The organism is Brachybacterium alimentarium, assembly GCF_002332425.1.
GTDB classification, from domain to species: domain Bacteria; phylum Actinomycetota; class Actinomycetes; order Actinomycetales; family Dermabacteraceae; genus Brachybacterium; species Brachybacterium alimentarium.
On sequence record NZ_NRGS01000008.1, the window covers coordinates 33,404 to 59,371 of the forward strand.

The window sequence follows — 25,968 nt, forward strand, 5'->3', positions numbered from 1 at the left end:
GGCGCCGGCTCCTCCCCGCGTCGTCGATCAGCGACCCGTGATCACGCGTGTTCGCGGGTCGGCGGGGCGATCAGGACCGGGCCGGGAACTTCCCCTCGTCCTTGATGCGCTTGTTGAGCTCCGCGAGGTACTCCTCGGCGGGGTAGTCGACCAGGTCGATCTCCCGTCCGGTCCACGCGGACAGCTGCATGCCCGAGGCGAGGCGCACGCCGTTGATGCCCTCGGTGCCGTCCGCGATCAGCGGGGTCCCGTCGTTGACGTGGGCCGCGAAGTTGGTGAGGACGTCGATGTGCTGCTGTCCCCAGACCGACTCGTACTCCTTCTCCTCGACGGTGTACACGTCGGAGGGGTCCATCTCGCCGCGGAAGAGCTTGGCGACGTCCTGCATCGTCATTTTGTCGCTGAGGGACCGCTCGTCCTCCGAGAGCCGGGTGATCGTGACCTTCTTCGAGGCGTCGACGACGACCTTGCCCTTGTCGAACAGCATCTCGAGTCGGTCCGTGCCGATGATGTCGTTCGTGGAGGTCATGAAGTGACCCGTCGCGCCCTCGCCGAAGTCGACGACGGCATTGACCTCGTCCTCGGTGGCGATGTCGCGCTGGAAGCCGAAGGCCAGCTTCGCGAAGACCTTCTTCGGGGTGCCGCACAGCCACTGCCACAGATCCAGCTGGTGGGGAGCCTGGTTGACCAGGACTCCGCCGCCCTCGCCGCCCCAGGTCGCACGCCACGCCGACTGGTCGTAGTAGCCCTGCGGGCGCCACCAGGTGGTAATGATCCATGAGGTGTGGCGCAGCGCCCCCAGCTCGCCGGATTCGATCAGCGCCTTCAGATCCGTGTAGACGGGGTTGGTGCGCTGGTTGAACATGATGGCGAACGTGGTCTCGGGGTGAGCGGCTGCGAAGTCGTTCATCTCCTCGACCTGCTTCGTGTACACGCCGGCCGGCTTCTCGGTGAGGGTGTGGATGCCCTTGCCGATCGCGGTGATCGTCATCTCGGGGTGCAGGAAGTGCGGGACGGTCGTGACGACGGCGTCGACCTCCCCGGAGTCCAGCATCGCGATGTAGTCGTCGTAGAAGGGGACACCTGCGTGCTTCTGGGTCGCGAGCTCCTTCTTAGCCGGGTCGTTGTCCGTGATGGCGCCCAGGGACATCCCGGGGATCCTGCCGTCGGCGAGCAGACCGGCATACATGCCGCCCTGCGCCCCCAGCCCGATGATCCCGAGCCGTACGTTGTTCTCTGTCTTCTCCGACATGGTGACTCCTGTTCGTCTGTTCGTCTGTTTGTCAGTTCGCTTGGCGGCTTGGCCGCTTGCTCGTCGTGAATGGTTGAGGGCCCGTGTGCGGGCCGGGACGGGGTGGGAGACGCGGCGGCCGACGCCCGGCCGACGACCGCCGCCGGCCTGGACGGGCCGGCGGGGGCTCAGGCCTGGAGGCCCTCGTCGGCGTGCTTGCGCTCCAGTGTCGCAACATTGTCGTTGACGCGCTTCTTGGACAGGGGGTACCAGAAGGCGAACGTGAGACCCGCAAGCGCGAAGATGATCGCCGGGAACAGGGTGGCCAGACCGTAGATCCCGTCGAGCACCGCCTCGCTCTGCTGGACACCACCGGACTGATAGCCGATCGCGGCGAGCGCCCAGCCGGCGAGCCCACCGGCGAAGGCCTGGCCGAGCTTGCGGGCCCAGGAGTACAGCGCGTACACGGTGGCGTCGTTGCGCTCCCCGGTGCGAATCTCCTGGTAGTCGATCACGTCGGTGATGAGGGCCCAGATGAGCAGGTTGATGCAGGCGATGCCGAGCTGCATGACGGCATAGCCGAACGTGAAGACGATCGAGCTGTCGGTGCGCAGCACGAACAGGATGACCCCGGCCACGACCGCGATGCCCATGCCGAACACCCCGAACTCCTTCTTGCCGAACCGCTTGCCGAGCATGGTCGCGAAGGGCACGAGCAGCAGCGTGGGGAGAAGCCCGGCGAGGTTCACGACCGAGAGCAGCGAGCCGTGGTTGAAGTACTCGTTGAACACGTACGGCATGATCGCCATCAGCATCATCATGCCGATCAGCATGAGCAGTGCCCCGGCGACGATGCCGGTCAGGGCCCGGTTGGTGATCAGGGTTCCCATCGTCTTCGCGAACCCCATCCGTTCGCCCTGGGGCTTCGGTGGGGTGGCGATGCGCTCCTCGACGTTCACGAAGCACAGCAGGTAGCAGAACACCGCGAGGACGGCGCAGACGATCGCCGCGAACATCATCCGGTTGCCGGAGAGCTCCGACCGGCCGTCGATCTGCACGTAGACGACCAGGGGCAGGATCACGGAGATCGCGAGGTTCGCGAGAGTGCCGCCGAGGGAGCGGAACACGGAGAGCGAGGACCGTTCGCCGGGCTTGTTCGAGATCACCGAGGCCATCGAGCCGTACGGGATGTTGATGAGGGTGTAGAAGACCGAACCCCACAGGATGTACGTGACGATCATCCAGGCCAGACGAGCACCGTAGGCGCCGTCCTGCAGGAATGGGCTGAACATCAGCACGGCTGCGACGGCGACCGGGATCATGATCCGCAGCAGCCAGGGCTTGAAGCGTCCGGTGCGGCCGGGTCGCAGGGTGTCGATGAGGCGTCCGGCACCGACGTCGGTGAAGGCATCGAGGATGCGAGCCAGGAAGAGCAGCGTGCCGACGTGCCCGGCGTTGATGCCCATGACGTTCGTGTAGAAGATCATGAAGAAGGAGGACTGCAGGAGGAACGTGAAGTCGTTCCCGAAGTCCCCGAACATGTAGCCGATCTTGTCGCGGAAGCTGAACGGCCGCTTCGCGGGTGCCGGGGCCTGCCCGGACTCTGCCGACGCAGGAGGCCGCGCGGGACCTGCCAGGGGTGGGGGAATGGTGCTCATCGTCGTGCTCCTTCGGTCTCATCGTTGAGGGGCGTCGCGGCCTGCGCACGGGGTGCGGAAGGCGGCGCAGGTTCGCCGGTCGCCGTGGCTGCGAGAGCCGGACGGGTCGAGTGGAGCGAGTCTTGCGGCGGCCTGTGAAACTTTGTCGTTCTTGCCGCGAGTTGCAGTCCGTGACTGTCCTGTGACTCCGACGGGTGCCGGAGCGCTCGCGGAGAAAGGCTTCTGACCTGCGGTTGCCGTGATTGTGTTGCCGGTCACAGGCTGCCGTGCGGCGTCGCCGCCGTGCCGCATGGTCAAAGTTGCCGTCGGTTGCAGGATGGGTCCTGGGTCCTGGGTCCTGGGTTCAGCGGGCCGGGGGCCTGTAGGCCAGAGGCCAGGGCCTGGAGAGCTGGAGGCCTGGGTGTCCAGACGGCCGGACGTGTGGACGGTCCGGCGTCCTGCGTCGCGAAGGAGGACGGGGAGCGAGGGGGGAGAAAAGGAGGCGTCGGGAGGTGGACGACGGACGGCCGGGCCACCCTCGCGGGTGACCCGGCCGTCCGGGATGTGCGGTGCGTCCGCGTCAGCGACAGTCAGCCGCCGGTGCGTCCGCGTCAGCGGCCCTCAGCCGCTGTCTGCTCAGTACAGGTTGAGGAAGCTCTGGAGGACCTTCGCGGTGTCTCCGTCGATCGAGTCGGAGCCGTCCTGGGCGGCGCCGACCTCGTGCTGCAGACCGGCGACGGTGTCCGCGCCGATCTCGCCGTCCTGAGACGTGCCGGCCCAGGCCTGGAGCGCGAGGGTGGTCTCCTCGTTCATCTCACCGGTCTGCTCGACGCCCAGCCAATCCTGCAGCGCGGTGACCGTCTTGGGGCCGACCTTGCCGTCGACCTCGAGGGTGCCGGCCACGGAGAGGTCGCCGCTGGCCTTCGAACCGGGCTCACCGGCGGACTGCTGCTCCGGGGCCTGCTCGGCCTGCTGCTCGGAGTTGTCCGACTCCTGGGTCTCGGCGGGCGCCGGCTCCTCGGCCTGCTGCTTCTGCTCGGTCTCCTTGGTGAAGCCGTTCTCGTCGCAGTTGTTCGGGATGCCATCGCCGTTGCAGCTCCAGTCGCCCTGCTCCTCGGCGGGCTCCTGACGCTCGGTGGAGCGGTCGGACTTCTGGTCGCTCTCGCGGGCCGACGTGCCCTGCTGCTGATCCTGCTGATCGTCGGAGTTCTGGTTGTTCTGCTCCGAGCCGCTGTTGTCCTCGGCCTCGGGGGCGCCGGAGGTGTCCGAGCCGCCGGAGAGAGCCGAACCGCAGTTCGGCCATGCGCCGGCACCCTGGCCCGCGAGAACCTTCTCGCCGACAGCGATCTGCTGGCTCTTGGAGGCCTGGTCAGCGCTCGGGGCGTACTGCGTGCCGCCATAGCCCTCCCAGGTGTCCTGCGTGAACTGCAGGCCGCCCTTGAAGCCGTTGCCGGTGTTGATGGACCAGTCGCCGCCGGACTCGCAGGCTGCGACCTCGTCCCAGCCGGAGGCCGCGTTCGCGGCGCTGCCGGTGGCGAGCATGCCGCCGGCGACGACGGCGCCGCCGGCGAGGGTGACGACGGAGCGCATCAGGGAGCGGCGCATCGGGGAGGTGGCTCGGTGGGTGTTCATGGTCTGACGGGACATGGAGAACGTCCTCTCGAAGATCTCGCGGATCTCGCCAGCCTCGCATCGGGCCGGGCGTCTCCGCGTCGCGAATCTCGCGGCTGTGGAACGTCGGCCACGCTAGGGCCGGGGTCCCCCCATGGGGCAAGGCCCGCGCCGAGACCTGACGGAGGCTTTACGTTCGCGTTGACGGGAAATGACGATGAGTTGGACGACGCTCGATGCTGTGGCCTGGGGCGATACCGTGTTTGCGCATGGCGATGCAGGTGGCGCGTCATGGGTCACGACATGTTCCTCAGGTCACGGAACGATTACGGTCGACGTGACTCACGCCTCTGTGGATGGGTTCAGGGCGGTCGCGGCGGCCTCGCGGTGGGCCGGGTCCTCGGTCTGGAGCGCATAGATCCCATATCCGACGGCGCCGGCCGCGAACATTTCGGTGCAGTGTTCGGCGAGGCGCGGCCAGACCTCGCCGCCGCCGCGCACGTACTGCTCGACCGCGATCTCGAAAGCCTCGGACGGGGCGCTGACCTGGAGAAACATGAGGTCCTTGGCTGGATCGTCGATCGCTGCCGTGGTCCAGTCCAGGATCCCGGAGATCCGCTCGTCCTGGACCAGAGTGTGCCCCGGGTAGATCTCGCCGTGCGTGAGCGTGGTGCGCGTGGGCCAGAAGGAGTCGTCGGCGACCCAGGCGTTCCAACGATCCCACAGCTCCGGGGCGATCTCGAAGGAGGCCGCGACGCGGTCGAGGTCGCGCCGCCAGTTCTCTCGCACCTCGGCCGGGGAGTGCACGTCGATGCCGGTGGCCGCGGCGATGTCAGGGTCCACGGCGTGCAGCTGCGCCACGGCGTCCCCGAGGGAGGCGGCGTAGGCAGGCGAAGCCATGTCGATGTTCCAGGTGAGAGTGCCGTCACCGCCGACGGTGAGCCCGGGGATCCCGGGCAGCAGCGGGTAGGCGATCAGCTGCGGGGTGTGGATCCGCCAATCCGGCACGGGTACATCGAGCCGCGGAGCCACCGTCTCCAGCAGGCGCCCCTCGACATCGGCGCGCTCGAGCACGTCGCTGCGGCGTGGGATGCGCAGCACCCAGTCCTCGGTCCCGGAGCGGGCGAACGCGACCCTGAAGTCCAGCCCGACCTCCTCCGTGCGGAGGGTGGAGCCGTCGAGCTCGAGCCCGTGAGCGGAGGCGAGCTCGAGGAGGTCGTCCAGATCTGTCGGCGGTGTCGGTGAGGTCATCGCTCAAGTCTGGCATCTGCCGCAGCGGCGGGCGATCGGAATACCGCGAGGGGGCGCGAGGCGTTGCCTCCTGTCCTCCCACCCTGGCACCTGTCGTGGTGCTCGAGGCCGGGCGGCGGCCCCGTGCGCCGTCAGAATGCTGACGGTGCCCGGCCAGAGACTCCGGATGATGAGTGCCTACCTGGTCGCGCAGGTGCAGCTCGTGCTCGCGGTGCACGATGACTCCGCTGACCGTCTGCCGACGCCGCCCCTGCGAAGGTCTGTGGGGCGGCGTCGGCACGTCGCGGGGCTCAGGCCCTGTAGGCGGCGCGAGCCTGCTCGCGCTCGAGGCGCTTGGCCTGCTTCTTGGCGTGCACCTTCTCCTGCTCGGCAACCGTGATGACGTTGTCGTTGGGATCCTTCGCGACCAGGCCGTCGGGACGGGTGACGACCAGGCCCTCGGGCTGCTCGTCGGACCTCTCGCCGAGCTCGTTGAATCCCACGCGCTGGCGATGCACCTTGTGGGCGTCCGCGAGCAGCTCGACCACGTTGCGCTCGGCGACCACCATGTCCTGGAACTTGGCGGGCAGGCCGTCGATGATCCGCTCGTGCTCGAGCATGCGCTCGTACATCTCGTCGCGGCGGTGCTCGAAGCTCTCGTAGGTCATCTCCACATAGGCGACGGCCTCGCTGTGCGCCTTGTTCACGGCGGCTTGGGCGCGGCCCTTCGGGGACAGCAGCGAGACCAGCACCGTCACGGTGAGCGTGACGATGATGACCGTGAGGGACAGGCCGGTGGTCACCTCGGGGACGCTCACGTGCTCGCCGCCGTTGATGAACGGCAGCTCGTTCTCGTGCAGGGCGTGCAGGACCAGCTTCACGCCGATGAAGGCGAGGATGATCGAGAGGCCGTAGGAGAGATAGACGAGCCGGTCCAGCAGGCCGTCGATGAGGAAGAACATCTGGCGCAGGCCCAGCAGCGAGAATGCCGTCGCGGTGAACACGATGAACGTGGTCTGGGTGAGGCCGAAGATCGCCGGGATCGAGTCGAGGGCGAACAGCAGGTCGGTGCCGCCGATGGCGACCATGACCAGCAGCATCGGAGTGAGGACGCGCTTGCCGTTCTCGATGGTGAACAGCTTGTCGCCATCGAACTCGTCGCTCGCCGGCAGAACCTTCTTGACCAGGCGGACGAAGATGCCGTCCTTCTGCTCCTCGTCCTCGTCGGCGTCCCCGCTGACCTCGTCGATGATCATCTTGACCGCTGTGTACAGCAGGAACGCTCCGAAGATGTAGAACGCGAACGACAGACGATCGATCGCCACGGCGCCGATGGCGATCATGCCGCCACGGGCGATGATCGCGAACGCGATGCCGAACAGCAGCACCTTCTGCTGATCCTGACGGGGCACCGCGAAGGCGCCCAGGATGATGAGGAAGACGAAGAGGTTGTCGACCGAGAGCGCCAGCTCGGTGACCCAGCCGGCGAAGAACTCGGTGCCCATCGTGGGGCCCCCGACGACGAACACCGTGATCCCGAACAGGAGCGCGATGCCTTGGTAGATCCCGGTCCAGAGTGCGGCCTCGCCGATCGTGGGGATGTGCGCCTTGCGGACGTGGAAGACGTAGTCGAAGGCCAGGAGACCGAGGATCAGGACGATCGTCAGGATCCAGATGACAGGGGGGACGGACATAGTGCTGCTTTCGGGTCGCGGAATGGACCCGGGTCTCTCCACCTGCCGAGACCCCCGACAGGCCGCTGCGCCCGGAGTGCCGACGGCGGCCCTCGTGATGACGTGCACAGCGTGGCGGATACTCCCCCGTTGCCATCGAAGAGTCTACACAGCCGCCTCGAGAGGGTCTGAAGGCCCCGTCGGCGCCGTAGAGCAAGCAGCAGAGCCCGCAGATCCGGGCGTGGGAGCATCCACGCGCCGGTCCTACGGGCTCTGCTGCCGGTCCGGTCCCGGCGTCAGCGGTCCTCGACCGCGTCCTTCAGCTCGTCCTTGTCCATGGTCGAGCGGCCCTCGACGCCCTGTCGCTTGGCGTCCTCGTAGAGCTGGTCCTTGGTGCGGCCCTGCGGGCCCGAGTGGGAACGCTCCCCGCCGCGCTCCGACGGGGACTTGTCCTGTGTGGAGGTCTTGCTCGACTCCTCGGACTCACCCTCCTGGGCACGCGTCTTGTTGACCGTCCGGGCGGCGATCTCCTCGGCCTCATCCTCCGATCGTCCCTGATCGATCTGGCTCTTCTTGACGTGGTCGTACTGACGCTCTCGCTTGGCGTTCCATGCTTCCGGCATGTCGTCCCACCTCTCTCGATCCGTGGTCCCGGCGTGCGCAGCATCCGCGCGGATCCTGCTCCTCCATCGTGGGCGGCGACGTGCGGCCCGTCGAGGAGTCGGACCGGACGGTCCTGCCGCGCCGTCACTCCCGTCGGGAGTCTCCCGTCATGCTGCCGATGCTGTTGGAGGGCGTGCTGTCATCGCGCCAGCGCAGCAGCGCCCCGACGCCTTCGGGGATCCCGGCCGCATCCTCCGGGAGGGCGGAGACGGCGGCATCGGTGAGCAGCGACTGTCGCAGCAGCTCCTCGATACCGGCGGGGGCGTTCCCGGTGACGAAGATCAGCTCCTCCACCTGGCCTCTGCCCAGGGCCTGGGCCACTTCGGCGGAGCCGCCGACGGACGCTCCGTCGCGGGCCTGGCTCTCATGGAACCGCTCCGCCAGATCCTGCTGACGGTCGGCGACGAACTGCTCGGTGGCGCGCACCAGCTCCTCGCGGAACGAGCCGCGGTCGAAGGCGACGCCGCGGGTGCCGCCGGGGACCTCGATCACCCGCTCCCGGCTCTCCCGGCCCAGCGCGTCCTTGAGCAGACCCACCGCCCGGACGTCGCCGCTGAGCATGAGCATGTCGGGGGAGTGCTCGCGCAGCAGCCTCTCGACGGTCGAGGCCACGGCATCGGCATTGCGCTCCCAGGAGTCCTCGACCCGTGCCTCGAAGTTGCTGCCGCGCCACCCGTGCTGGGTGCCTCCGCCGGCATGCGCCTTGTGCAGCTCGTCGTGGCCGCCCTCGACGTGGGCGTCCTCACCGAGGTCGTTCGGTCCGTGCGCGATCGAGGGGTTGTCCGGGGCGCGCAGGTGGAGATCCGCTCCGGCGCGGTCCACGACGATCAGGAGCTGGCTGACGGCGAAGGGGATCAGCTGCATCAGGGGCAGCAGCTGGGGGTGGTCGCCTCGGTGCGCGGATTCCTGCAGCGGCGGTGCCGCCAGCACGCGATCCACGAGGATCTCCGCATCGGTGGCCAGGACGGTGCGACCGTTCCGTCCGCCGACGGGCGACGGGGCCAGGACGGTCTCCTCGATCTGCTCCAGGATCACGTCCGGCGTGCCGGAGGAGGAGAGCTCCGAGCGCATCCGGGCCCAGCGGGCCTCCAGCTCGCCGGCGGCGTTCGGATCGGTGCGGGTCGTGTCCAGGTGGACCGATGTGATCGGGCCGGGGGTTTCGAGGGCCGACTTCAGCCAGGGCAGTTTCACGGATGACCTCCTGCGTGCTGGACGTGCGGGGACCGAGCTCCCAGCTCGGCCTCATTGCGCCGCGTGGGTCATGTCACCTTTCCATGCGGGAGGGTCAGCCGCAAGCGCAACGGCGAAGCGTCCGACGATTCGTCCGACGACCCGACCGACGACTCGACGGATGACCCGACCGACGACGCGACCGGTGAGCCGACCGGCGAGCCCGATGTCAGGCACCAGCTCCCGGGCGGTGGGGTGCTCGCGCCGTCAGCGGGCCTGCTCCGCCTCGTGCAGAAGGCCGCCGAGGTAACGGGCGATGCGACGTGCGGCGGAGACCTCGAGACCCGCTTCGACGTCCGGGTTGTAGTTGGTGTTCGTGTTGACGTCGTACGTGACGGTGCGCCCATCGGTCGTCGTCATGTACTCGATGCCGGCGATCTCGATCCCGAGGTCCGTCAGCAGGGCTGCGTATCGCTGGATCAGCGGGTCCTCGGCACTGACCTCGGGGCGGAGTCGGAACATCGGCTCGGGGGCGACGCCGTCGTCTCCTGCGCCGGGCAGGGCGCAGGCCTCGGCGGGGCACAGCTCGAACCCGCCGGCCGAGGTGTCCACGCGGACCGCGCAGACGAACTGCCCGCCCACGAACTCGGCGCGCGTGATGGCGGGCTCGGAGGCGACCAGCAGCTCCTGCAGCAGGGTGATGCCGTCGGCCGCCTGCTCGAAGTCCTCCCCACGCACATAGGCGGCGAAGGACCCGTGGTCATCGAAGCGACGCACCCCGAGGCCCTTGCCGCCCTGGTTGTGCTTGGTGATGAAGGGCGCCTCGATGTCCTGCGCGGCGCCGATCAGGCCGTCGCGGCCGAACACCGCGATGGTGCGGGGCACGTCGAAGCCGGCGCGTCGCAGGGTCGCATGCTGGATGACCTTGCTGACCTCGAGATCGGCGACATGCTGCCCATTGACCACGCGTCGGCCCCAGGAGGCGGCCCAGGCGGTGATCGACCGCGCCGCGTCCTTCGCGAGGGGAGCGCCGCGGGTGTGCGAGGAGGCGCTGAGCCGGGACCAGATCACGCCGCGCGGCGGTTCCGCGTCCAGGTCGAGGGTTCCGTCGCCGAGGTGCCATTCCACGAGCGGGACCCCCTCGGCCTCGAAGGCGCGACGGAACGGCGGGATCCACTCCGGGTTGTCGTGCAGCACGTGCACGGCGGCGGACGAGCTGGACATCAGTTCTCCTTGGGGGCTTCAGAAGGCGGACTATCAGCCTAGTGGCCCGAGGGGTCGAGCGCGGCAGGAGCCCCGATGGCCCGCCCAGCGCGCCGAGACGTGCCGCGGAGGGAGGGGGCAGCTGCTGCGCTCGAGGCCGCTGGGGTCGCGGTGTCCCCGCGCCCCGGCGTTCCGGTCATCGGCTGCTCTGCGGTGCGGGCCGGACGCGGTGACGGCCGATGGGGAGCACCAGGGGGAGCCCGGAGACGGGGTCGTCGATGACCCGGCTGGTCAGACCGAACACCTCCTGGACGCCCTCCTCGGTGAGGACCTCGGCGGGCGGGCCGCTGGCTCGGACTGCGCCCGCGGAGATCATGACCAGCTGGTCGCTGTACCGTGCGGCGAGATTCAGGTCGTGCAGCACCATGACGATCGTGATCCCGCGCGCGCTGTTCAGGTCCGTCAGCAGATCCAGCACCTCGACCTGATGACTGACGTCCAGGAAGGTGGTGGGTTCGTCCAGCAGCAGCACATCGGTGTCCTGGGCGAGGGCCATGGCGATCCAGACCCGCTGGCGCTGGCCGCCCGAGAGCTCGTCGACCGGGCGGTCCGCGAGCTCGGCGGAGCGGGTCGTGTCCAGCGCCGCCGCCACGGCCTCGTCGTCCGCAGCGCTCCAGCGGGAGAAGATCCCCTGGTGGGGGTGGCGCCCCCTGCCCACGAGATCCGCGACGGTGATCCCCTCGGGAGTGATCGGGGACTGCGGGAGCAGGCCCAGGGTGCGTGCCAGCTGCTTGGCGGGCATGCGGTGCACCTGCTCCCCGTCCAGGAGCACCTGTCCGCTGCGCGGGGTGAGCAGGCGCGACATGGAGCGCAGCAGGGTGGATTTGCCCGACGCGTTGGCTCCCACGATCGAGGTGACCCTGCCGGGCAGCACCGACAGGTCGAGGCCCTCGATCACGGTGCGGTCGCCGTAGCCGAGGGTCAAGTCCTCCACGCGCAGGGTGTGGTCGGTGGTCATAGGGAGCTCCCTCGACGGTTCACGCGGATGATGAGATAGATCAGGTACGGCGCTCCGAGCACGCCGGTGACGACGCCGACCGGATAGCGGGTGCCGGTGGCGTACTGGCCCACGAGGTCCGCGCTCAGCACCAGCAGTGCGCCGACCAGCGCGGCGGGCACCAGGGCGGAGGAGCCCGGGCCGACGATCCTCGCGGCGATCGGCCCGGACAGGAACGCGACGAACGCGATCGGCCCGCACGCCGCGGTGGCGAAGGCGATGAGGCCGACGGCGGACACGACGACGATCAACCGGGTGCGGTCGACCCGCACGCCGAGCGCCTGCGCGGCGTCGTCCCCGAGCTCGGTGACGCGCAGTTCCTTCGCGCGCGACAGCAGCACGGGGGAGAGCACCACGAGAGCGCCGAGCACCGGCAGCGCCTGGTCCCAGGAGGTGTTGTTCAGGCTGCCGGTGAGCCAGCGCAGCGCTTCCTGCAGATCCCATTGCCCGGCCTTGGACAGCACCCAGTCCGTGACCGACTGCAGCATCGCCGCGATACCGATCCCGACCAGGATCAGCCGGGTCCCGGCCACCCCTCCGCGATACGACAGGGCATAGATCAGCACGGCCACGCCGAGCCCGGCGAGGATCGCGAGCAGGGACACGGCCGTGCCCGAGAGCCCCAGGATGACGATGCCGAAGGCCGCGGCGGCGCTCGCCCCGGAGGAGATCCCGATGATGTCCGGGCTGGCGAGGGGGTTCCGCAGCATGGTCTGGAAAGTCACCCCGCCCAGCCCGAAGCAGGCTCCGGCGAGCGCCGCGAGCACCGCTCGGGGCAGGCGCAGGGTGCCCACGGTGAAGGATGCGCCCGGCACGTCCTGGCCGGCGAGCACCCGCACCACATCGCTCGCCGGGTAGACGGTGCGCCCGACCATGAGGGAGAGGCAGAACACGGCGAGGATGAGCAGCGAGAGCACGCCGATCGTGGCGAGCGCACGGGCACGGCGACGGCGTCGGACCGTGCGCACCCGGTCGAGGGTCCGCCCGGCGGGCACGGTCGAGGTCGAGGGCAGGGTTGAGGGCGAGGGCGCGGATGAGCTCGCGGCGGTGGCGTCGCGGGTGGTGGTGCTCATAGGCCCGTCAGCTTCTGCCGGCGCACGATGGCGAGGAAGAACGGGGCACCGAGGAGCGCGGTGACGATGCCGACGTCGAGCTCGGCGGGTCGCGAGACGATCCGACCGAGCACGTCGGCCGCTGTCAGCAGAGCAGCACCGGTGACGGCGCTGAAGGGCAGCAGCCACCGGTGGTCCACACCGATCAGCAGTCGGCAGGCGTGCGGGACCACGAGGCCGACGAATCCGATCGGCCCGGTCACCGCGGTCGCTGCGCCGCAGAGCACCACGGCGCCGAGCGCAGCGACCGCCCGGGTGAGCCCCACGCGCTCGCCGAGACCGGCGGCGAGCTCGTCGCCGAGGGCCAGGGTGTTCAACCCGCGGGCGCTGAGCAGGGCCAGGGCGAGCCCGGCGAGGAGGAACGGCGCCACCTGCTGCAGCGAGGCATAGGTGCCGCCGCCGACGCCGCCGATCTGCCACGAGCGCACGCTGTCGCCGATGTCGGAGCGTGGAAGCACGACGGCACTGATGAAGGAGGTCAGGGCCGCTCCGGTGGCGGCTCCGGCCAGGGCGAGCTTGAGCGGGGTGGCGCCGCCCCGGCCGAGGGAGCCCAGCACGTACACCAGCACCGCGGTGGCCGCGGCGCCGACGATCGCGACCCAGATGTAGCTCGAGGCGGCGGTGAGCCCGAAGTGGGCGATGCCGATCACCACGGCGAGCGAAGCCCCGGTGTTGATGCCGAGGATCCCCGGATCCGCGAGCGGGTTGCGGGTCACGCCCTGCATGACGGCCCCGGAGACGCCGAGGGCGGCCCCGGCGGCCACGGCGAGCAGGGTGCGGGGGATGCGCTTGGCGACCGCTGCCGGGCCGAAGCCGTCGGTCGAGCCGCCGAGCGCGGCGAGGATGTCGTCGAGGCCCACGTCGCGCGAGCCGATGGTCACCGAGAGCGCCAGGAGGGCGGTGAGGGCCACCAGGATGATGAGCAGCCAGAGCGTGCGAATCCGGGACCCCCGCCGCAGCAGAGCGGCGGTGGTCCCGGGCACGGCGGTCGCGGTACGTGTCATGGCAGGAGCGTCAGGGACGACGGAGAGGCCCGATCAGGCGCTGGCCGAGGCCGCGCGGTCCAGCTCGGCCAGGTAGTCCTCGAGGATGTAGGAGATCGCCAGCGGCGTCGGATTCGCCGCCGTGCCCAGGGGGCTGTCGCCGGGGAGGTTCACCACGGCGCCGTGCTGGACGGCAGGCATCTGCGAGAGCAGCGGATCGGCCGCGAGCGCCTCGAGCAGCGAGTCGTCGCCGTAGGTCACGATGATCTCGACGTCCGAGAAGGTGTCGGCCTGCTCGGCGCTCACCGTCGAGGAGAACTCGTCGGTCTCCTCGGAAGCGGCCTTCACGCTCGGGGCGATGGTCATCCCGAGGTCCTCGAAGAACATGGTGCGGGTGTCGTGGGCGGTGTAGAAGCTGACCTCCGAGAGGTCCGTGGTGTCCACGTGGGTCAGGAACATGACGTTCTTCCCGGCGATCGCGGGGTGCGCGGCCACCGCCTCCTCGATCTGCGCCTCGAGCTCGGCGATCAGCGCCTCGCCCTCGGAGGCCATGCCCATGCCGGTGGCGTTGGCCGTGATCATGTCGCGCCAGGAGGTGCCCCAGGCGGTCTCGGGGAACGGGACGGTCGGGGCGATCTGGGTGAGGGCGTCGTAGTCCTCCTGCGTGAGGCCGGAGTAGGCCGCCAGGATCACCTCGGGGGCCGTGTCCGCGACGCCCTCGAAGTCGATGCCGTCGGATTCGTCGAACAGGATCGGGGTCTCCGCCCCGAGCTCATCGAGCTTCGCTGTCACCCACGGGAGCACGCCGGCGCTGTCGTCATCGCCGAAGTTCGCGGCCGCCATGCCGGCGGGCACCACGCCGAGAGCGAGCGGCACTTCATGGTTCGCCCAGGCTACGGTGGTGATGACCTGGGGCTTCGCCGGGATCGTCGTGGTCCCGAAGGCGTGCTCGAGCGTGATCTCGCCCTGGGCGCCGCCTGCGTCGGAGGCGCCGGAGACGGCATCGGTCGCCTCGTTCGAGGAGCAGCCGGCCAGGACGGCGGCGAGGACGGCGGCGGAGCCGGCGAACGTGCGGCGTGAGAAGCGGGGCATGGTGGCCTTTCAGGAGGTCCTGCACAGGGTGCAGGGCGGGCCGTAGCCCGCGGTGTGCTCGGAGCGATCCGCGGCGGGGTCGGGCTCCGCGGAGAGCCCGGCTCGAGTGCTGCCGACGGACTGCCACTCCGCGGGCACCTCGATGCGCTAAGGATTGCCTCACCATACTAAGCGGGAAGGGTTCGTGTCCGCAATCGCGCAGAACCGACAGATCCTGGCGCAGATCGGACAAGAGCGGGCCGGCTCGGACGCCGTGTGAGCTGTTGCGCCCAGGAGTGCCCGGGCGCGGTCGATGCGGTTCAGGGGGCGTGCGAGGGTGCGGCCGGCTCCGGCGTGCTCGCGCCGAGCGGCGGGGACTCACGGCGGTGCTGGCCCGGCGTCAGCCCTGTGACCCGCCGGAATGCCGCCGTGAAGGCGCTCGTCGAGCGGAACCCGACCCGGAGCGCGACCTCCTCGATCGTCTCCCCTGCGGCGAGCAGCGCGACGGCGCGCTGGGCCCGGGCGGTCGACACCCAGGCTCGGAAGCTCATGCCGGTGGCGGCCTCGAAGGTGCGGGTGACTGTGCGCGAGCTCACTCCCAGTCGCCCGGCCCACTGCTCGAGCGTGGTCGCATCGGCCGGGTCCGTGCTCAGCGCGTCGATGATCGGGGCCAGCAGCGGATGGTCCGGCACCGGGAGCAGCAGCTCGTGCTCCGACGGGGCGAGCACGTCGAGGATCATCGCGTCGGTGACCTCCCGGGAGCGGGGCCTGAGGTGCTCGGAGATCAGGCGATCCAGCAGCAGGCGCAGCAGGGGCGTGATGTCCACCGCTACCGGAGCGGTCGACGGAGGATCGACGCGTGCCGTCGAGAACTGCGCAGCCCGGTGCCATACGCCCGCGGGGGTGAAGCCGCTGTGCGGCATCCCGGCCGGGATCCAGAGCCCGACCCCGGGCGTGATCGTCCAGACCCGGCGGCCGATGGTCGCCGTCGAGACCCCGCGCTCGTTCCACAGCAGCTCATGCGTGGGGTGGGAGTGCTCGGCCCAGAAGGTGTCGCGGGCGATGATCTCCTGCCCGCCGAGGATCGTGTACGGGACGTCGACGCTCCCCGCCGCATAGCTCGGGAGCCGGCGGCTCTCCGCGGCGCGCGAGGCGGCGACCGCGGAGGACCATCGTGCAGCGGCGCCCGAGGAAGCGGCCGCCCCGTCGTCCCGGGAGCGTGTCGGGCTCGTGCCCGGCTCGCCGGGCACGGCGCCCGCGTCGGGGTCTCCTGCACGAGCGCGCGGCCCGGTCCTCACCATGGGGACACCGTACCGGGGGTCACCGGGCGCAGCGGTCCCACGGCGCCTCGAGCGGCGGCTCGAGGCGCACTGCGGCCCCGGGCTCGAGCCGGGTCTCGAACCGGGGTTCGGACCCCGGCTCGACCCGGGCGGTGAGAGGTCCGTCCGTCCAGTGCGGGCCTCAGACGCCGACGTCGGCGAAAGCGCCCCGGAAACGAGCCGCGGGATGCGTCGCGGGCAGCGTGTCGGTGCCGGTCAGCTGGCTGCGCAGCGTGCCGTTCCGCTCCGGCAGGCGGCCGCGTTCGCGGAGGATCGGTGAGACCAGCTCGGCGAAGTCCTTCACGGTGTCGTAGGAGTGGTACTGGCGCAGGTTGATGCCGTCGATGCCGTCCACGTCCAGCCAGTGCTCGATCGCGTCGGCCACGACCTCCGGGGTCCCGGCGACGAAGAAGCGGTCCTGCCAGGCCTCGTCCACGGCGTCGAGCAGCTCACCGATGGTGGAGGCTCCGCCCTTGCGGCCGACGGGGGTGTCGGCGGGCAGCCCCTCGATCTCGAGCGCCTCGGCGATGGTTCGGTCGCGGGGATGGTCCAGGGCGCGGATCGGCACCGACTGGTGCACGAGCATCCCCTCGGCGGAGCGGTGCTCCTGGTACTGCGCGAGCTTCTCGTCGACCTCCTGCTGGGTGCGTCCCGTGATCACTGCGGCCTGCACGACGAACTTCGGGTCCGCGGGGTCCCGGCCCGCCTCCTCCGCGGCCGCGCGCACGGCGGGGACCGTCCGCTCCAGCAGCGGCCCGTGGGTGAACACCACCTCGGCGTTCTGCCCCGCCCGGACGGCACCGGCGGGGGAGGCCGTGGCGAGGATCAGCGTGGGGGTGCGCTGCGGCGACGGCTCGGAGAGGTGAGGGCCCGCCACCGAGAAGTTCGTGCCCTGGTGGTTGATGCGGTGCACCTTGGAGGGGTCGGTGTAGACGTTGTGCTCGGCGTCGCGCAGCACGGCCCCGTCGTCCCAGGAGCCCTCCCACAGCTTGTAGAGGACCTCGAGGTACTCGTCGGCGATCTCGTAGCGGTGATCGTGGTCGATCTCCTCGGCGAGCCCGAAGTTCCGGGCGGCGTTGGGCAGGTACGAGGTGACGATGTTCCAGCCCACACGGCCGCCGGTGAGATGGTCGAGTGTGGACATCCGCCGCGCGAAGGAGAAGGGCGGCTCGTAGCTGGTGGAGAAGGTGATCCCGAAGCCGAGGCGCTCGGTGACCGCGGCCATGGCCGGCACGACCATCATCGGATCGTTGTTGGGGATCTGCATCCCCTCGCGCAGCGCGGTCTCGGCGGAGCCGCCGTACACGTCGTAGGCACCGACCACGTCGGCGATGAAGATCGCGGTGAAGCCTCCGTCCTCGGCGAGGCGCGCGAGCTCGGTCCAGTAGGTGACGTCCGTGTAGCGGTGCCGGTTGTTCCCGGGCAGCCGCCAGAGGCCATGGGTGATGTGGCCGACGCAGTTCATCTCGAACAGGTTGAGGATCAGCGGCTTGGGGGCCACGGGAACTCCGATCATGGGGTGGTCGATGTCATCCCGCACGATCCGCGCTCGGGGCCGAGGTGCGCATCTCCCGTGAACCAGCGTGACGCGACGACGCCGACGGCGCTCCGGACAGCGCGGTCGAGTTCGCGGGGGTTCACACTTCTTTGGCTGCCCCAAGGGCGCGCTTATGGTCCAAGGAGACCGATCCGACCGAGGAGACGACTGTGCGACGACGACCACTGGCCGCAGCGCTCGCCGCTGCCTGCGCGGGCACGCTGCTCGCCGCGTGCGGTGCGGCGGGGGCCACCGACTCGCTGCCTGCAGGCACGAAGGAGGGCGGCGAGCTGGTCTACGCGACCGATCGTGAGCCGACCTGCCTGGACCCGCACAACAACGGGGACATGCCGCAGACCTACATCGCACGCCAGTACCTCGATTCGCTCGTGTCCATGCAGGCCGACGGCAGCGTGGTCCCCTGGCTCGCCGATTCGTGGGAGATCTCCGAGGACGGGCGGACCTATGACTTCACCCTCAAGCAGGGTGTCGAGTTCACGGACGGCGAGCCGTTCGACGCCGAGGCGGTGGTCGCGAACTTCGAGCAGATCATGGATCCTGCCACGCAGTCCTCGACCGACCTGCTGTACCTCTCGCCGTACTTCGACTCCGCCGAGGCCGTCTCGGAGCATGTCGTGCGGATCCATCTCAAGCGCCCCTACTCGCCGCTGCTGACCGTCCTCTCCCAGGCCTTCTTCGGGATCGAGTCCCCGAAGGCCATGGCGCGGGGGCTCGAGGAGAACTGCCAGTCCCCGGTCGGCACCGGACCGTTCGTCGTCAGCGAGTGGAAGCGCGGCCGCGAGGTCGTCATGCACCGCAACGAGAACTACACCTCGGCGCCGGCCGATGCGAAGCACCAGGGGCCCGCTTACCTGGAGAAGGTGACCTGGCGGTTCCTCAAGGACAACACCGCGCGCTTCGGCGCCCTGCAGTCGGGCCGGGCGCACGCGATCTTCAACGTCCCGCCCGAGTCCGTGCCCACGGCCACCGCTGATCCGACGATCGCCACCGACGACTTCGTCCACGCCGGCGTGCCCTTCTCCCTCGACCTCAACACCGAAGGGCCGGCGCTGTCCGACGTCCGGGTGCGCAAGGCGGTCGTCCACGCCTCCGACGCGCGCGGGATCGTCGAGAGCGCCTACGCCGGCGTGTTCCCGTACGAGGGCAACTCGATCTCCTCGGGGACCCCCACCTACGACGAGACCCTTCAGGAGCCCTACCCCTACGACGAGGACACCGCGAACGCGCTGCTGGACGACGCGGGATGGACCGGCCGCGACGAGGAGGGATACCGCACGAAGGACGGGAAGACCCTCACCCTCCGCCTGCCGTACAACTCCGATCCGGGCGAGACCCCTCCGGCCGACCTCACCATCTATCAGAACTTCCAGGCGATGGAGAAGCGCGTCGGCGTGGAGGTCGAGCTCATCCCGGCGGACGCCGCGACCATGACGGCGGTGAAGCAGGACCCGACCAAGTACGACATCCAGGGCCGCTACTGGAACAGCCCCACCCCCAACGTCATGTACATCAAGTACTCCCAGGAGACCCTGGACATCGACAACGGGCAGAACGTGTCGCGGGTCGCCGACGAGGAGCTCGACGAGACCCTGCTCGAGGCCGCCGCCACCACGGACCCCGCGGAGCAGGACGCCCTCTACACCGCGGCCCAGGAGCGCCTCACCGCGCAGGCCTGGCACATCCCGCTGTATCCGATCCAGACCCGCCTGGCCACCCGCTCCGACCTGGTCGAGGGCATCTGGATCGAGCCGAGCGAGGGCGAGCCCGTCCTCCACGACGCCTACCTCCTGCGAGAAGGGCTCTGAGATGACCGTGCACACCCGTGATGAGACAGCGTCGGCGTCGGCCGTGGGCGGTGCCGCGCCCGCGACGGCACCCGGTGTCGTACCCCCGCTCGACCCCACCGCAGGATCCGACCCAGCGCCCGGATCCGACCCCGCGCCGGGATCCGGCGCGGGCACGCAGCGTCCCGGTTCCCGATGGCGCGCTCTGGCACGGCGCGCGGCCTCACAGCTGGGATCGGCGGTCCTCCTGCTGTGGGCGGTCGCGACCATCGTGTTCTTCCTCCAGCACATGGTCCCCGGCGACCCGGCGCTCGCCATCCTCGGCGGCGCCTCGTCGAACCCGCCCCCGGAGACCGTCCAGGCAGTCCGGGAGCAGTACGGCTTCGACCAGCCGCTCCTCGTGCAGTACGCCGCCTTCCTCGGTGGGCTCGTGCAGCTGGATCTCGGGGAGTCGTACACGATGAAGGAATCCGTGGTCACGGTCATCGGCGAGCAGATCGTGCCGACGCTCCAGCTGACCGCCTCCGCGCTCGTGCTCGCCTGGGTCATCGCCCTGACGCTGACCCTGGTCAGCGCCGGCCGCTCGGGCCTCGCGGGCCGGATCGGCTCCTCGATCGAGGTCGTCTTCGCGGCCCTGCCCCACTTCTGGCTCGGAGTCGTCCTGCTCGTGGTCTTCGCCGTCGTGCTGCAGTGGCTGCCGGTCGTGGACGGCGGCCCGCTGGGTCTGATCCTGCCCGCGGCGACCCTCGGCATTCCGCTGGGCGGGTTTCTCGCCCAGGTCACCCGGGACGAGTTCGACGCCGCGCTGCGCCAGCCGTTCGTGCTCTCGGCCCGCTCCCGCGGCGCGACGCTGCACGACGTGCGCTGGCGCCACGTCCTGCGCCACGCGGCCCTGCCCGGCATCGCGCTGTCCGGCTGGGGGCTCGGCTCGCTGATCTCCGGCGCCGTCGTGGTCGAGGTGATCTTCTCGCGTCAGGGCATCGGCCAGGTGCTGGTCTCCGCGGTCACCTCCCAGGACCTGCCACTCGTGGTCGGCGTGACCTTCGTGGTCGCCCTGGTCTACGTGGTCGCCAACCTCCTCACGGATCTCGCCTATGTCGCGGTCGACCCCAGACTGCGCGCCTCGATCGGACGTGCCTCATGACGATCCTCGCCCCCGCTCCCGAGGACACCGCCCCCGCCCAGGCCCCGCAGGCGGCATTCCGGCCCGCTCGCCGCACCCCGCTGCACAGCCCCGGCTTCTGCCTGGCCCTCGGTGCGGTCGCAGTCGTCGCGCTCGCGGCGGTCGCCCCCGGTCTGCTCGCGCACCAGGACCCGCTCGAGATCCACCTCGCGGAGAGCTTCGACGCCCCGAGCCTCCAGCACCCCTTCGGCACCGATCAGTCCGGTCGCGACGTGTACAGCCGGGTGGTCCACGGTGCCGGGCAGTCGTTGGTCATCGGCCTGGGGGCCACCGCGATCGGACTGCTCGGCGCGCTCGCCCTGGGACTGGCCGGCGGCCTGGGCGGTCGGTTCGCGGACGTCGCCGTGACGCGGGTGATCGAGGTCCTCTACGCCTTCCCCGGGATACTGCTCGCCCTGATCCTCATCGCCGTCTACGGCAACAGTGCGATGACCCAGATGGTCGCGGTCGGCGTGGCGTCGATGCCCGGCTATGCGCGGATGGTGCGCGGCCAGGTGCTGTCGGTGAAGGGGTCCCTGTATGTCGAGGCCGCCCGCTCCCTCGGGCACTCGCCGCTGAGGATCCTGCTGCGCACGATCCTCCCCAACACCTTCCGACCGCTGACCGTGCTGATCACGCTGGGCATCGGCCAGGCGATCGTCTGGGCCGCAGCGCTCGGCTTCCTCGGCATGGGTGTCCAGCCGCCCACCGCCGAATGGGGAGCGATGCTCAACGCCGGCCGCAACTACATCCAGATGGCCTGGTGGATGGACTTCTTCCCGGGCATCACGATCGTCCTGTTCACCCTGTCGCTGACCGTGATCGGCCGTCACCTCCAGCGCGCCACCGATTCCGGAGCCGCCCGATGAAGCCCCTGATCACCGCCGAGAACCTCGCGGTCTCCTTCGACGGCACGCCGGTCGTCCACGACGTCTCCTTCACCTTGCGGGCCGGCAGCTGCCTGGGGATCGTGGGGGAGTCCGGCTCGGGCAAGTCCGTCACCGCACGCAGTCTGCTGGGGCTGAACGGCGAGAACGCCACGGTCACCGCCACCACGCTCGACATCGGCGGAGACCTGCGCTCCGCCACGGAGGAGCAGTTCCGCCGACTGCGGGGGAGCAGGATCGGGTACGTCCTCCAGGACGCCCTGACTTCGCTGGACCCGATCCGACGGGTCGGCGCCGAGGTCGCCGAACCGCTGCGGCTGCACGGCGTCCCGCGCGCCGAGCGCCCCGGTCGGGTGCAGGATCTCCTCGCCGCCGCCGGGATCCCCGAGCCCGAGCTGCGGGCACGTCAGCGGCCCAGCGAGCTGTCCGGCGGGCTGCGCCAGCGTGCGCTGATCGCCGCCGCGCTCGCCCTGGACCCCGAGATCCTCATCGCCGACGAGCCCACCACGGCGCTCGACGTCACCGTGCAGGCCGAGATCCTCTCGCTGCTGGAGGACAGCCTCGCGCAGGGCCGCTCGATCATCCTGATCAGCCACGACCTCGCAGTGGTGGAGCGCCTGGCCGATCACGTGCTGGTCATGAAGCACGGTCGGGTGGTGGAGCAGGGCCCCACCCACGAGGTCCTCACGCATCCGCAGCACGAGTACACCCAGCGTCTCCTCTCCGCCGTCCCGTCGGCGCACTCCCGCGGGGAGCGACTGTCGGACACCCCGCCGCAGCCGCTGCAGATCCGGTCCGCAGCGATCCCGCGCCCCGCTGAAGCGGGCCCGGTGCTGTCGGTCCAGGGGGTCACCAAGCGCTATCGCGGGCCCGACGGTCGCCACCGCACCGTGGTCGACGACGTCTCCTTCGACCTCCACGCCGGGGAGACCCTCGGGATCGTGGGGGAGTCGGGCTCGGGCAAGTCGACCACCGCCTGGATGTCCCTGGCCCTCACCGCGCCATCGGCCGGTCAGGTCCTGCTCGACGGCCGGCCCTGGTCCGGGCTGCCCGAACGGCGCCGTCGCGGGCGACGACGGCGGATCTCCGTCGTCCACCAGGACTCCCTGGGATCCTTCGACCCGCGGTGGACCGTCGGCCGGATCATCGCCGACGCCCTCCCCGGCGACGTCCCCCGTGCGCAGCACGCGAGCCGTGTCGAGGAGCTGCTGGACTCCGTCGGCCTCACCGGTGCCCACGCGGTCCGGCATCCGCTGTCCCTCTCGGGCGGGCAGCGTCAGCGCGTGTCGATCGCCCGGGCGCTCGCGACCGGCCCGGAGATCCTCGTCCTGGACGAGCCGGTCTCCGCGCTGGACGTATCGATCCAGGCGCAGGTCCTCGACCTGCTCGTGGACCTCCAGCGCACTCTGGGCACCGCCTACCTGTTCATCTCCCACGATCTCGGCGTCATCCACCACCTCAGCGACCGCGTCCTCGTGATGCAGGGCGGGCGCATCGTGGAATCCGGAAGCGCCGACGACGTCTTCTTCGCCCCTCAGCACGACTACACCCGGCAGCTCGTCTCCGCGCTGCCCAGCCCACGACTCGAGGAGATCGCATGACCTTCGCTTCCGCCGTGTCCGCCGACACCGCATCCCCCACCGCACCGATGCACGCGGAGTCCCCCGCAGCTCCTCCCTATGCCGAGCTGAGGGAGCGCTTCGCCCCGGTCCTCGCGCACATCGCCGAGGGCGCGGTCGAGCGCGACCGCACCCGGCGCCTGCCCCACGAGGAGGTGCGGGCGCTCGCCGAGGCCGGCTTCACCGCTCTCACGGTGCCCACCTCGTACGGTGGCTCCGGCGCGGACATCGAGACGTTCTTCCGGCTGCTCATCGACCTCGGCGAGGCGGATTCGAACCTCCCGCAGCTGCTGCGGGCGCACTTCGCCTTCGTCAACGACTTCCTCATCGGCATCGAGGAGGGCGACCCCGCCGACTGGTTCACGCGGATCGCGCAGGGAGCGGTGTTCGGCAACGCCAGCCATGAGCGCAGCTCCGCCGTCGTCGGCGACCTCGCGACCACCGTGACCGCGACGGACGGCGAGTACCGCCTCTCGGGCGAGAAGCACTACTCGACCGGCTCGATCTTCGCGGACTGGATCAACGTCTCGGCCCGCACCCCGGACGGCGGTCGTGCCCGCGTCACCGTGGGCAGCACCGCTGCGGGCGTGGACATCCGCGACGACTGGGACGGCTTCGGGCAGATCCTCACCGGCAGCGGATCCACCCTGTTCACCGACGTCAGCGTGCCGGCCACCCACGTGCGGGTGCTCGAGGGACGCGGAGACGGAGCCCCGACCACGCAGACCTCCTTCCTCCAGCTGGTGCTCCTGGCCTCTCTCGCGGGCGCCGGGCGGGCGGCGCTGCGCGACGGGATCGACTTCGTCCGCTCCCGCACCCGGGTCTACTCCCAGGGCAGCGGCGCGAGCGCAGCAGCCGATCCGCTGGTCCAGCAGGTGGTAGGACGTCTCTCGGCGAAGGTGGCCTCGGCCCAGGACGCGGTCCTCGCCGCGGCGCGGGCCCTCGCAGCCGCGCAGGCCGCAGTCGGCACCGAGGACCATGAACGCCTCACCGATGCGGCCGAGCTGCGCACCGTCCAGGCGCAGATCACCGCGGTCGAGGACGTGCTGTCCGTGACCACCGAGCTGTTCGAGGTGGGCGGTGCCTCGGCGACGTCGCGGGGCCGCTCGCTGGACCGCCACTGGCGCAACGCCCGGACCCTCTCCTCGCACAACCCGGTGATCTACCAGGAGCGGGCCATCGGGGACCGCCTGCTGAACGGGACGGACCTGCTGTACTTCTGGTCGACGGGGCAGGAGCGCACCGGCGGCACGACGCAGACCGCGAGCCGGTGAGCGCTCGGCCGCCCGTCGGCCCCGATCCTCGGCCAGCTGCTCGGCGGGGTCCTCCGCCGGCTGCTCAACCGGCGTTCTCCGCCGCCAGCCCGGCGCTGCGGGCGACCTCGCGCCAGCCCTCGGCGAGCGAGTCGACGGTCGCATGCGCGTTCAGCCCGCTGGGCTGGGGCACCACCCACAGCGCGACGTCCTCGGGCCATCCCGGCACCGTCGCGGGGTCCTGACGCCCCAGCTGCGCGCGGGGCAGGGCGAACGCGGTGCGATAGGCGGTGATCCCGGAGATCGCGACCGCTGCCGGCCGCAGCTCCCGGGCGCGGCGCACCAGCTGCTCGCCGCCCGCGCGCAGCTCGTCCTTCGAGAGCTCGTCGGCCCTCGCCGTGGCGCGCGCGACGAGATTGGTCATGCCGATGCCGCGCTCCTGGAGCTCGCTCTCGTCGTGCTCTGCGAGACCTCGCGAGGCGTCCACCAGGCGGGAGGTCAGCCCGGCACGGTGCAGCGAGGGCCAGAACCGGTTCCCGGGCCGAGCGAAGGGCGCGTTGACCGCCGCCGTCCACAAGCCCGGGTTGATGCCGACGATCAGGAGGCGCAGGGTCTGCCCGCACGCCGGGTCGGGCTGCACCTCGTCCAGGGCCGAGCCGTCGGACCCGGCGAAGAGGGCCAGGTCATCGCGGGTCGGCTTGCGACCTGCCAGGGGGGAGACGCGCCGGATGCTCATTCGGAGACTGTATCGGGGCGCGGTGAGGCGGGGCGGGGGTGGCTTGGTGGGGAGGGCGGGCTCCGCTGCCCCGGCGCACCGCGCGCGTACCCTGACGCCATGCGCCCCTCCACGGCAGGTCGACTTCACGTCATCGCCGGCCCCATGTTCGCCGGGAAGACCGAGGAGCTGCTGCGACGCGTCCACCGGGCGCGACTGGCCGGACAGCAGGTCGAGGTCTTCGGGCACCGGCTCGATGATCGCGGTGGCGCGGACCGCCTGAGCACGCACATCGGGCGCAGCGAGCCCGCCAGGATGCTCGAGCACCCCCGGGAGCTGCTGGACGCCCTGGGCGGGGAGAGACCGGATCTGGTCGCGCTGGATGAGGCGCAGTTCTTCGGGCCCGGCCTCGTTCCGGTGCTCGACGAACTGCTCGTCGGCGGCATCCAGGTGGAGGCCGCCGGACTCTGCGTCACCTACGACGGAGGCCCCTTCGAACCGGTGCCCACCCTGATGGCGCAAGCCGAGGAGGTCGTGAAGCTCACCGCCGTATGTGTCGTCTGCGGAGCGGATGCGGCATTCCACGTACGGCGGCACGACACCCCGCAGGAGGGCGATGCCCTGCAGGCCACGGCCGCGCAGATCGGCGGCACGGAGTCCTACCAGGCCCGCTGCCGCGCCCATCGCCACCCCGGAGCCTCGCCCCGGCGCAGGTAGCGATCGCCGCCGGGGCCTCGCTCCGGCGCAGGGGGCGATGCCCCCGGAGCCTCGCCCCGGCGCACATGACGATCGCCCACGGAGCCGCGCTCGGCGGCACGCAGCGATTGCCCGCGGAACTCGACTGGCCGCCCTGGCAGCACGACGCGGTGCGGTCGTCGACCGAGCAGCATGTCCGGCTCCTCGCCGTCCAGTGATCCTCGGTGGTTTCGCCCCGACGACACCGCAGCCGGCGGGCTCCCGCGAGCACCTGCAGCCGTCCCACCCCATGTCGGACACCCCGGCGAGCGGCCGCGGTCGATACTGTGGCGCG

Annotated in this window: 22 protein-coding genes; 7 read left to right on the top strand and 15 right to left on the bottom strand. The window is 70.6% G+C overall.

Annotated elements, in window-relative coordinates; genetic code table 11:
- Nucleotides 1–70 precede the first annotated feature (70 nt).
- The 14 genes from CIK71_RS06930 to CIK71_RS06995 all read right to left on the bottom strand — a co-directional run bounded on the left by CIK71_RS06930 (nucleotide 71) and on the right by CIK71_RS06995 (nucleotide 17,476).
- Nucleotides 71–1,252 carry a Gfo/Idh/MocA family protein gene (locus CIK71_RS06930; RefSeq protein ID WP_096164466.1) on the bottom strand — a complete coding sequence of 394 codons (1,182 nt, stop codon included), beginning with the start codon at nucleotides 1,250–1,252 and terminating at the stop codon, nucleotides 71–73.
- 167 nt (nucleotides 1,253–1,419) lie between these two features.
- The gene (locus CIK71_RS06935; protein ID WP_096164467.1) at nucleotides 1,420–2,889 is read right to left on the bottom strand and encodes an MFS transporter; all 1,470 of its coding nucleotides are present in this window, start codon (nucleotides 2,887–2,889) and stop codon (nucleotides 1,420–1,422) included.
- A gap of 615 nt (nucleotides 2,890–3,504) precedes the next feature.
- Nucleotides 3,505–4,515, bottom strand: coding sequence for a transglycosylase family protein (locus CIK71_RS06940; protein ID WP_096164468.1), 1,011 nt, complete (start codon nucleotides 4,513–4,515; stop codon nucleotides 3,505–3,507).
- Between the two features lie 306 nt (nucleotides 4,516–4,821).
- Nucleotides 4,822–5,730: a macrolide 2'-phosphotransferase gene (locus tag CIK71_RS06945; RefSeq protein ID WP_096164469.1), complete on the bottom strand. Its 909-nt coding sequence runs from the start codon at nucleotides 5,728–5,730 to the stop codon at nucleotides 4,822–4,824.
- Between the two features lie 290 nt (nucleotides 5,731–6,020).
- Nucleotides 6,021–7,403 (bottom strand): TerC family protein, encoded by a 1,383-nt coding sequence (locus tag CIK71_RS06950; protein ID WP_096164470.1) that lies wholly within the window; start codon nucleotides 7,401–7,403, stop codon nucleotides 6,021–6,023.
- A gap of 275 nt (nucleotides 7,404–7,678) precedes the next feature.
- Complete coding sequence (locus CIK71_RS06955) at nucleotides 7,679–8,005, bottom strand: plasmid stabilization protein (protein WP_096164471.1); 327 nt, start codon at nucleotides 8,003–8,005, stop codon at nucleotides 7,679–7,681.
- Between the two features lie 124 nt (nucleotides 8,006–8,129).
- On the bottom strand, nucleotides 8,130–9,236 hold the full coding sequence (locus CIK71_RS06960; protein WP_096164472.1) for a baeRF2 domain-containing protein: 1,107 nt from the start codon (nucleotides 9,234–9,236) through the stop codon (nucleotides 8,130–8,132).
- 246 nt (nucleotides 9,237–9,482) lie between these two features.
- Nucleotides 9,483–10,439, bottom strand: a complete 957-nt coding sequence (locus tag CIK71_RS06965) for an ATP-grasp domain-containing protein (RefSeq protein WP_096164473.1) — start codon at nucleotides 10,437–10,439, stop codon at nucleotides 9,483–9,485.
- A gap of 175 nt (nucleotides 10,440–10,614) precedes the next feature.
- Nucleotides 10,615–11,436, bottom strand: coding sequence for an ABC transporter ATP-binding protein (locus tag CIK71_RS06970; RefSeq protein WP_096164474.1), 822 nt, complete (start codon nucleotides 11,434–11,436; stop codon nucleotides 10,615–10,617).
- Complete coding sequence (locus CIK71_RS06975) at nucleotides 11,433–12,548, bottom strand: FecCD family ABC transporter permease (RefSeq protein ID WP_096164475.1); 1,116 nt, start codon at nucleotides 12,546–12,548, stop codon at nucleotides 11,433–11,435. Before CIK71_RS06975 ends, CIK71_RS06970 begins: the two co-directional genes overlap by 4 nt.
- A complete protein-coding gene (locus tag CIK71_RS06980; RefSeq protein ID WP_096164476.1) occupies nucleotides 12,545–13,591 on the bottom strand; it encodes a FecCD family ABC transporter permease in 1,047 nt (348 codons plus the stop codon). Before CIK71_RS06980 ends, CIK71_RS06975 begins: the two co-directional genes overlap by 4 nt.
- Before the next feature lie 33 nt (nucleotides 13,592–13,624).
- The gene (locus tag CIK71_RS06985) at nucleotides 13,625–14,662 is read right to left on the bottom strand and encodes an iron-siderophore ABC transporter substrate-binding protein (protein WP_096164477.1); all 1,038 of its coding nucleotides are present in this window, start codon (nucleotides 14,660–14,662) and stop codon (nucleotides 13,625–13,627) included.
- Nucleotides 14,663–14,961: 299 nt separating this feature from the next.
- Nucleotides 14,962–15,942, bottom strand: a complete 981-nt coding sequence (locus CIK71_RS06990) for a helix-turn-helix domain-containing protein (protein ID WP_096164478.1) — start codon at nucleotides 15,940–15,942, stop codon at nucleotides 14,962–14,964.
- Nucleotides 15,943–16,102: 160 nt separating this feature from the next.
- Entirely contained in the window at nucleotides 16,103–17,476 is a 1,374-nt protein-coding gene (locus CIK71_RS06995; RefSeq protein WP_096164491.1) for an NtaA/DmoA family FMN-dependent monooxygenase, read from the bottom strand.
- Nucleotides 17,477–17,667: 191 nt separating this feature from the next.
- On the opposite strand from CIK71_RS06995, the gene CIK71_RS07000 reads away from it, so the two are divergent.
- From CIK71_RS07000 to CIK71_RS07020, 5 genes are read left to right on the top strand one after another with little or no spacing between them, the layout of a single operon-like run.
- The gene (locus tag CIK71_RS07000; protein ID WP_241964079.1) at nucleotides 17,668–19,323 is read left to right on the top strand and encodes an ABC transporter substrate-binding protein; all 1,656 of its coding nucleotides are present in this window, start codon (nucleotides 17,668–17,670) and stop codon (nucleotides 19,321–19,323) included.
- Nucleotide 19,324: 1 nt separating this feature from the next.
- A complete protein-coding gene (locus CIK71_RS07005; RefSeq protein ID WP_096164479.1) occupies nucleotides 19,325–20,446 on the top strand; it encodes an ABC transporter permease in 1,122 nt (373 codons plus the stop codon).
- Nucleotides 20,443–21,333: an ABC transporter permease gene (locus CIK71_RS17860; protein ID WP_096197000.1), complete on the top strand. Its 891-nt coding sequence runs from the start codon at nucleotides 20,443–20,445 to the stop codon at nucleotides 21,331–21,333. The genes CIK71_RS07005 and CIK71_RS17860 overlap by 4 nt, the downstream gene beginning before the upstream one ends.
- Nucleotides 21,330–22,952, top strand: a complete 1,623-nt coding sequence (locus CIK71_RS07015) for a dipeptide ABC transporter ATP-binding protein (RefSeq protein WP_217990147.1) — start codon at nucleotides 21,330–21,332, stop codon at nucleotides 22,950–22,952. The genes CIK71_RS17860 and CIK71_RS07015 overlap by 4 nt, the downstream gene beginning before the upstream one ends.
- Nucleotides 22,949–24,244: an acyl-CoA dehydrogenase family protein gene (locus tag CIK71_RS07020; protein ID WP_096164481.1), complete on the top strand. Its 1,296-nt coding sequence runs from the start codon at nucleotides 22,949–22,951 to the stop codon at nucleotides 24,242–24,244. The genes CIK71_RS07015 and CIK71_RS07020 overlap by 4 nt, the downstream gene beginning before the upstream one ends.
- 64 nt (nucleotides 24,245–24,308) lie before the next feature.
- Here CIK71_RS07020 and CIK71_RS07025 read toward each other — a convergent pair whose 3' ends face one another.
- The gene (locus CIK71_RS07025; RefSeq protein ID WP_096164482.1) at nucleotides 24,309–24,959 is read right to left on the bottom strand and encodes a mismatch-specific DNA-glycosylase; all 651 of its coding nucleotides are present in this window, start codon (nucleotides 24,957–24,959) and stop codon (nucleotides 24,309–24,311) included.
- Nucleotides 24,960–25,058: 99 nt separating this feature from the next.
- Here CIK71_RS07025 and CIK71_RS07030 point away from each other — a divergent pair, with 99 nt between their 5' ends.
- A complete protein-coding gene (locus CIK71_RS07030; RefSeq protein WP_096164483.1) occupies nucleotides 25,059–25,655 on the top strand; it encodes a thymidine kinase in 597 nt (198 codons plus the stop codon).
- 65 nt (nucleotides 25,656–25,720) lie between these two features.
- Complete coding sequence (locus CIK71_RS18165; protein ID WP_275542439.1) at nucleotides 25,721–25,852, top strand: hypothetical protein; 132 nt, start codon at nucleotides 25,721–25,723, stop codon at nucleotides 25,850–25,852.
- Nucleotides 25,853–25,968 lie beyond the last annotated feature (116 nt).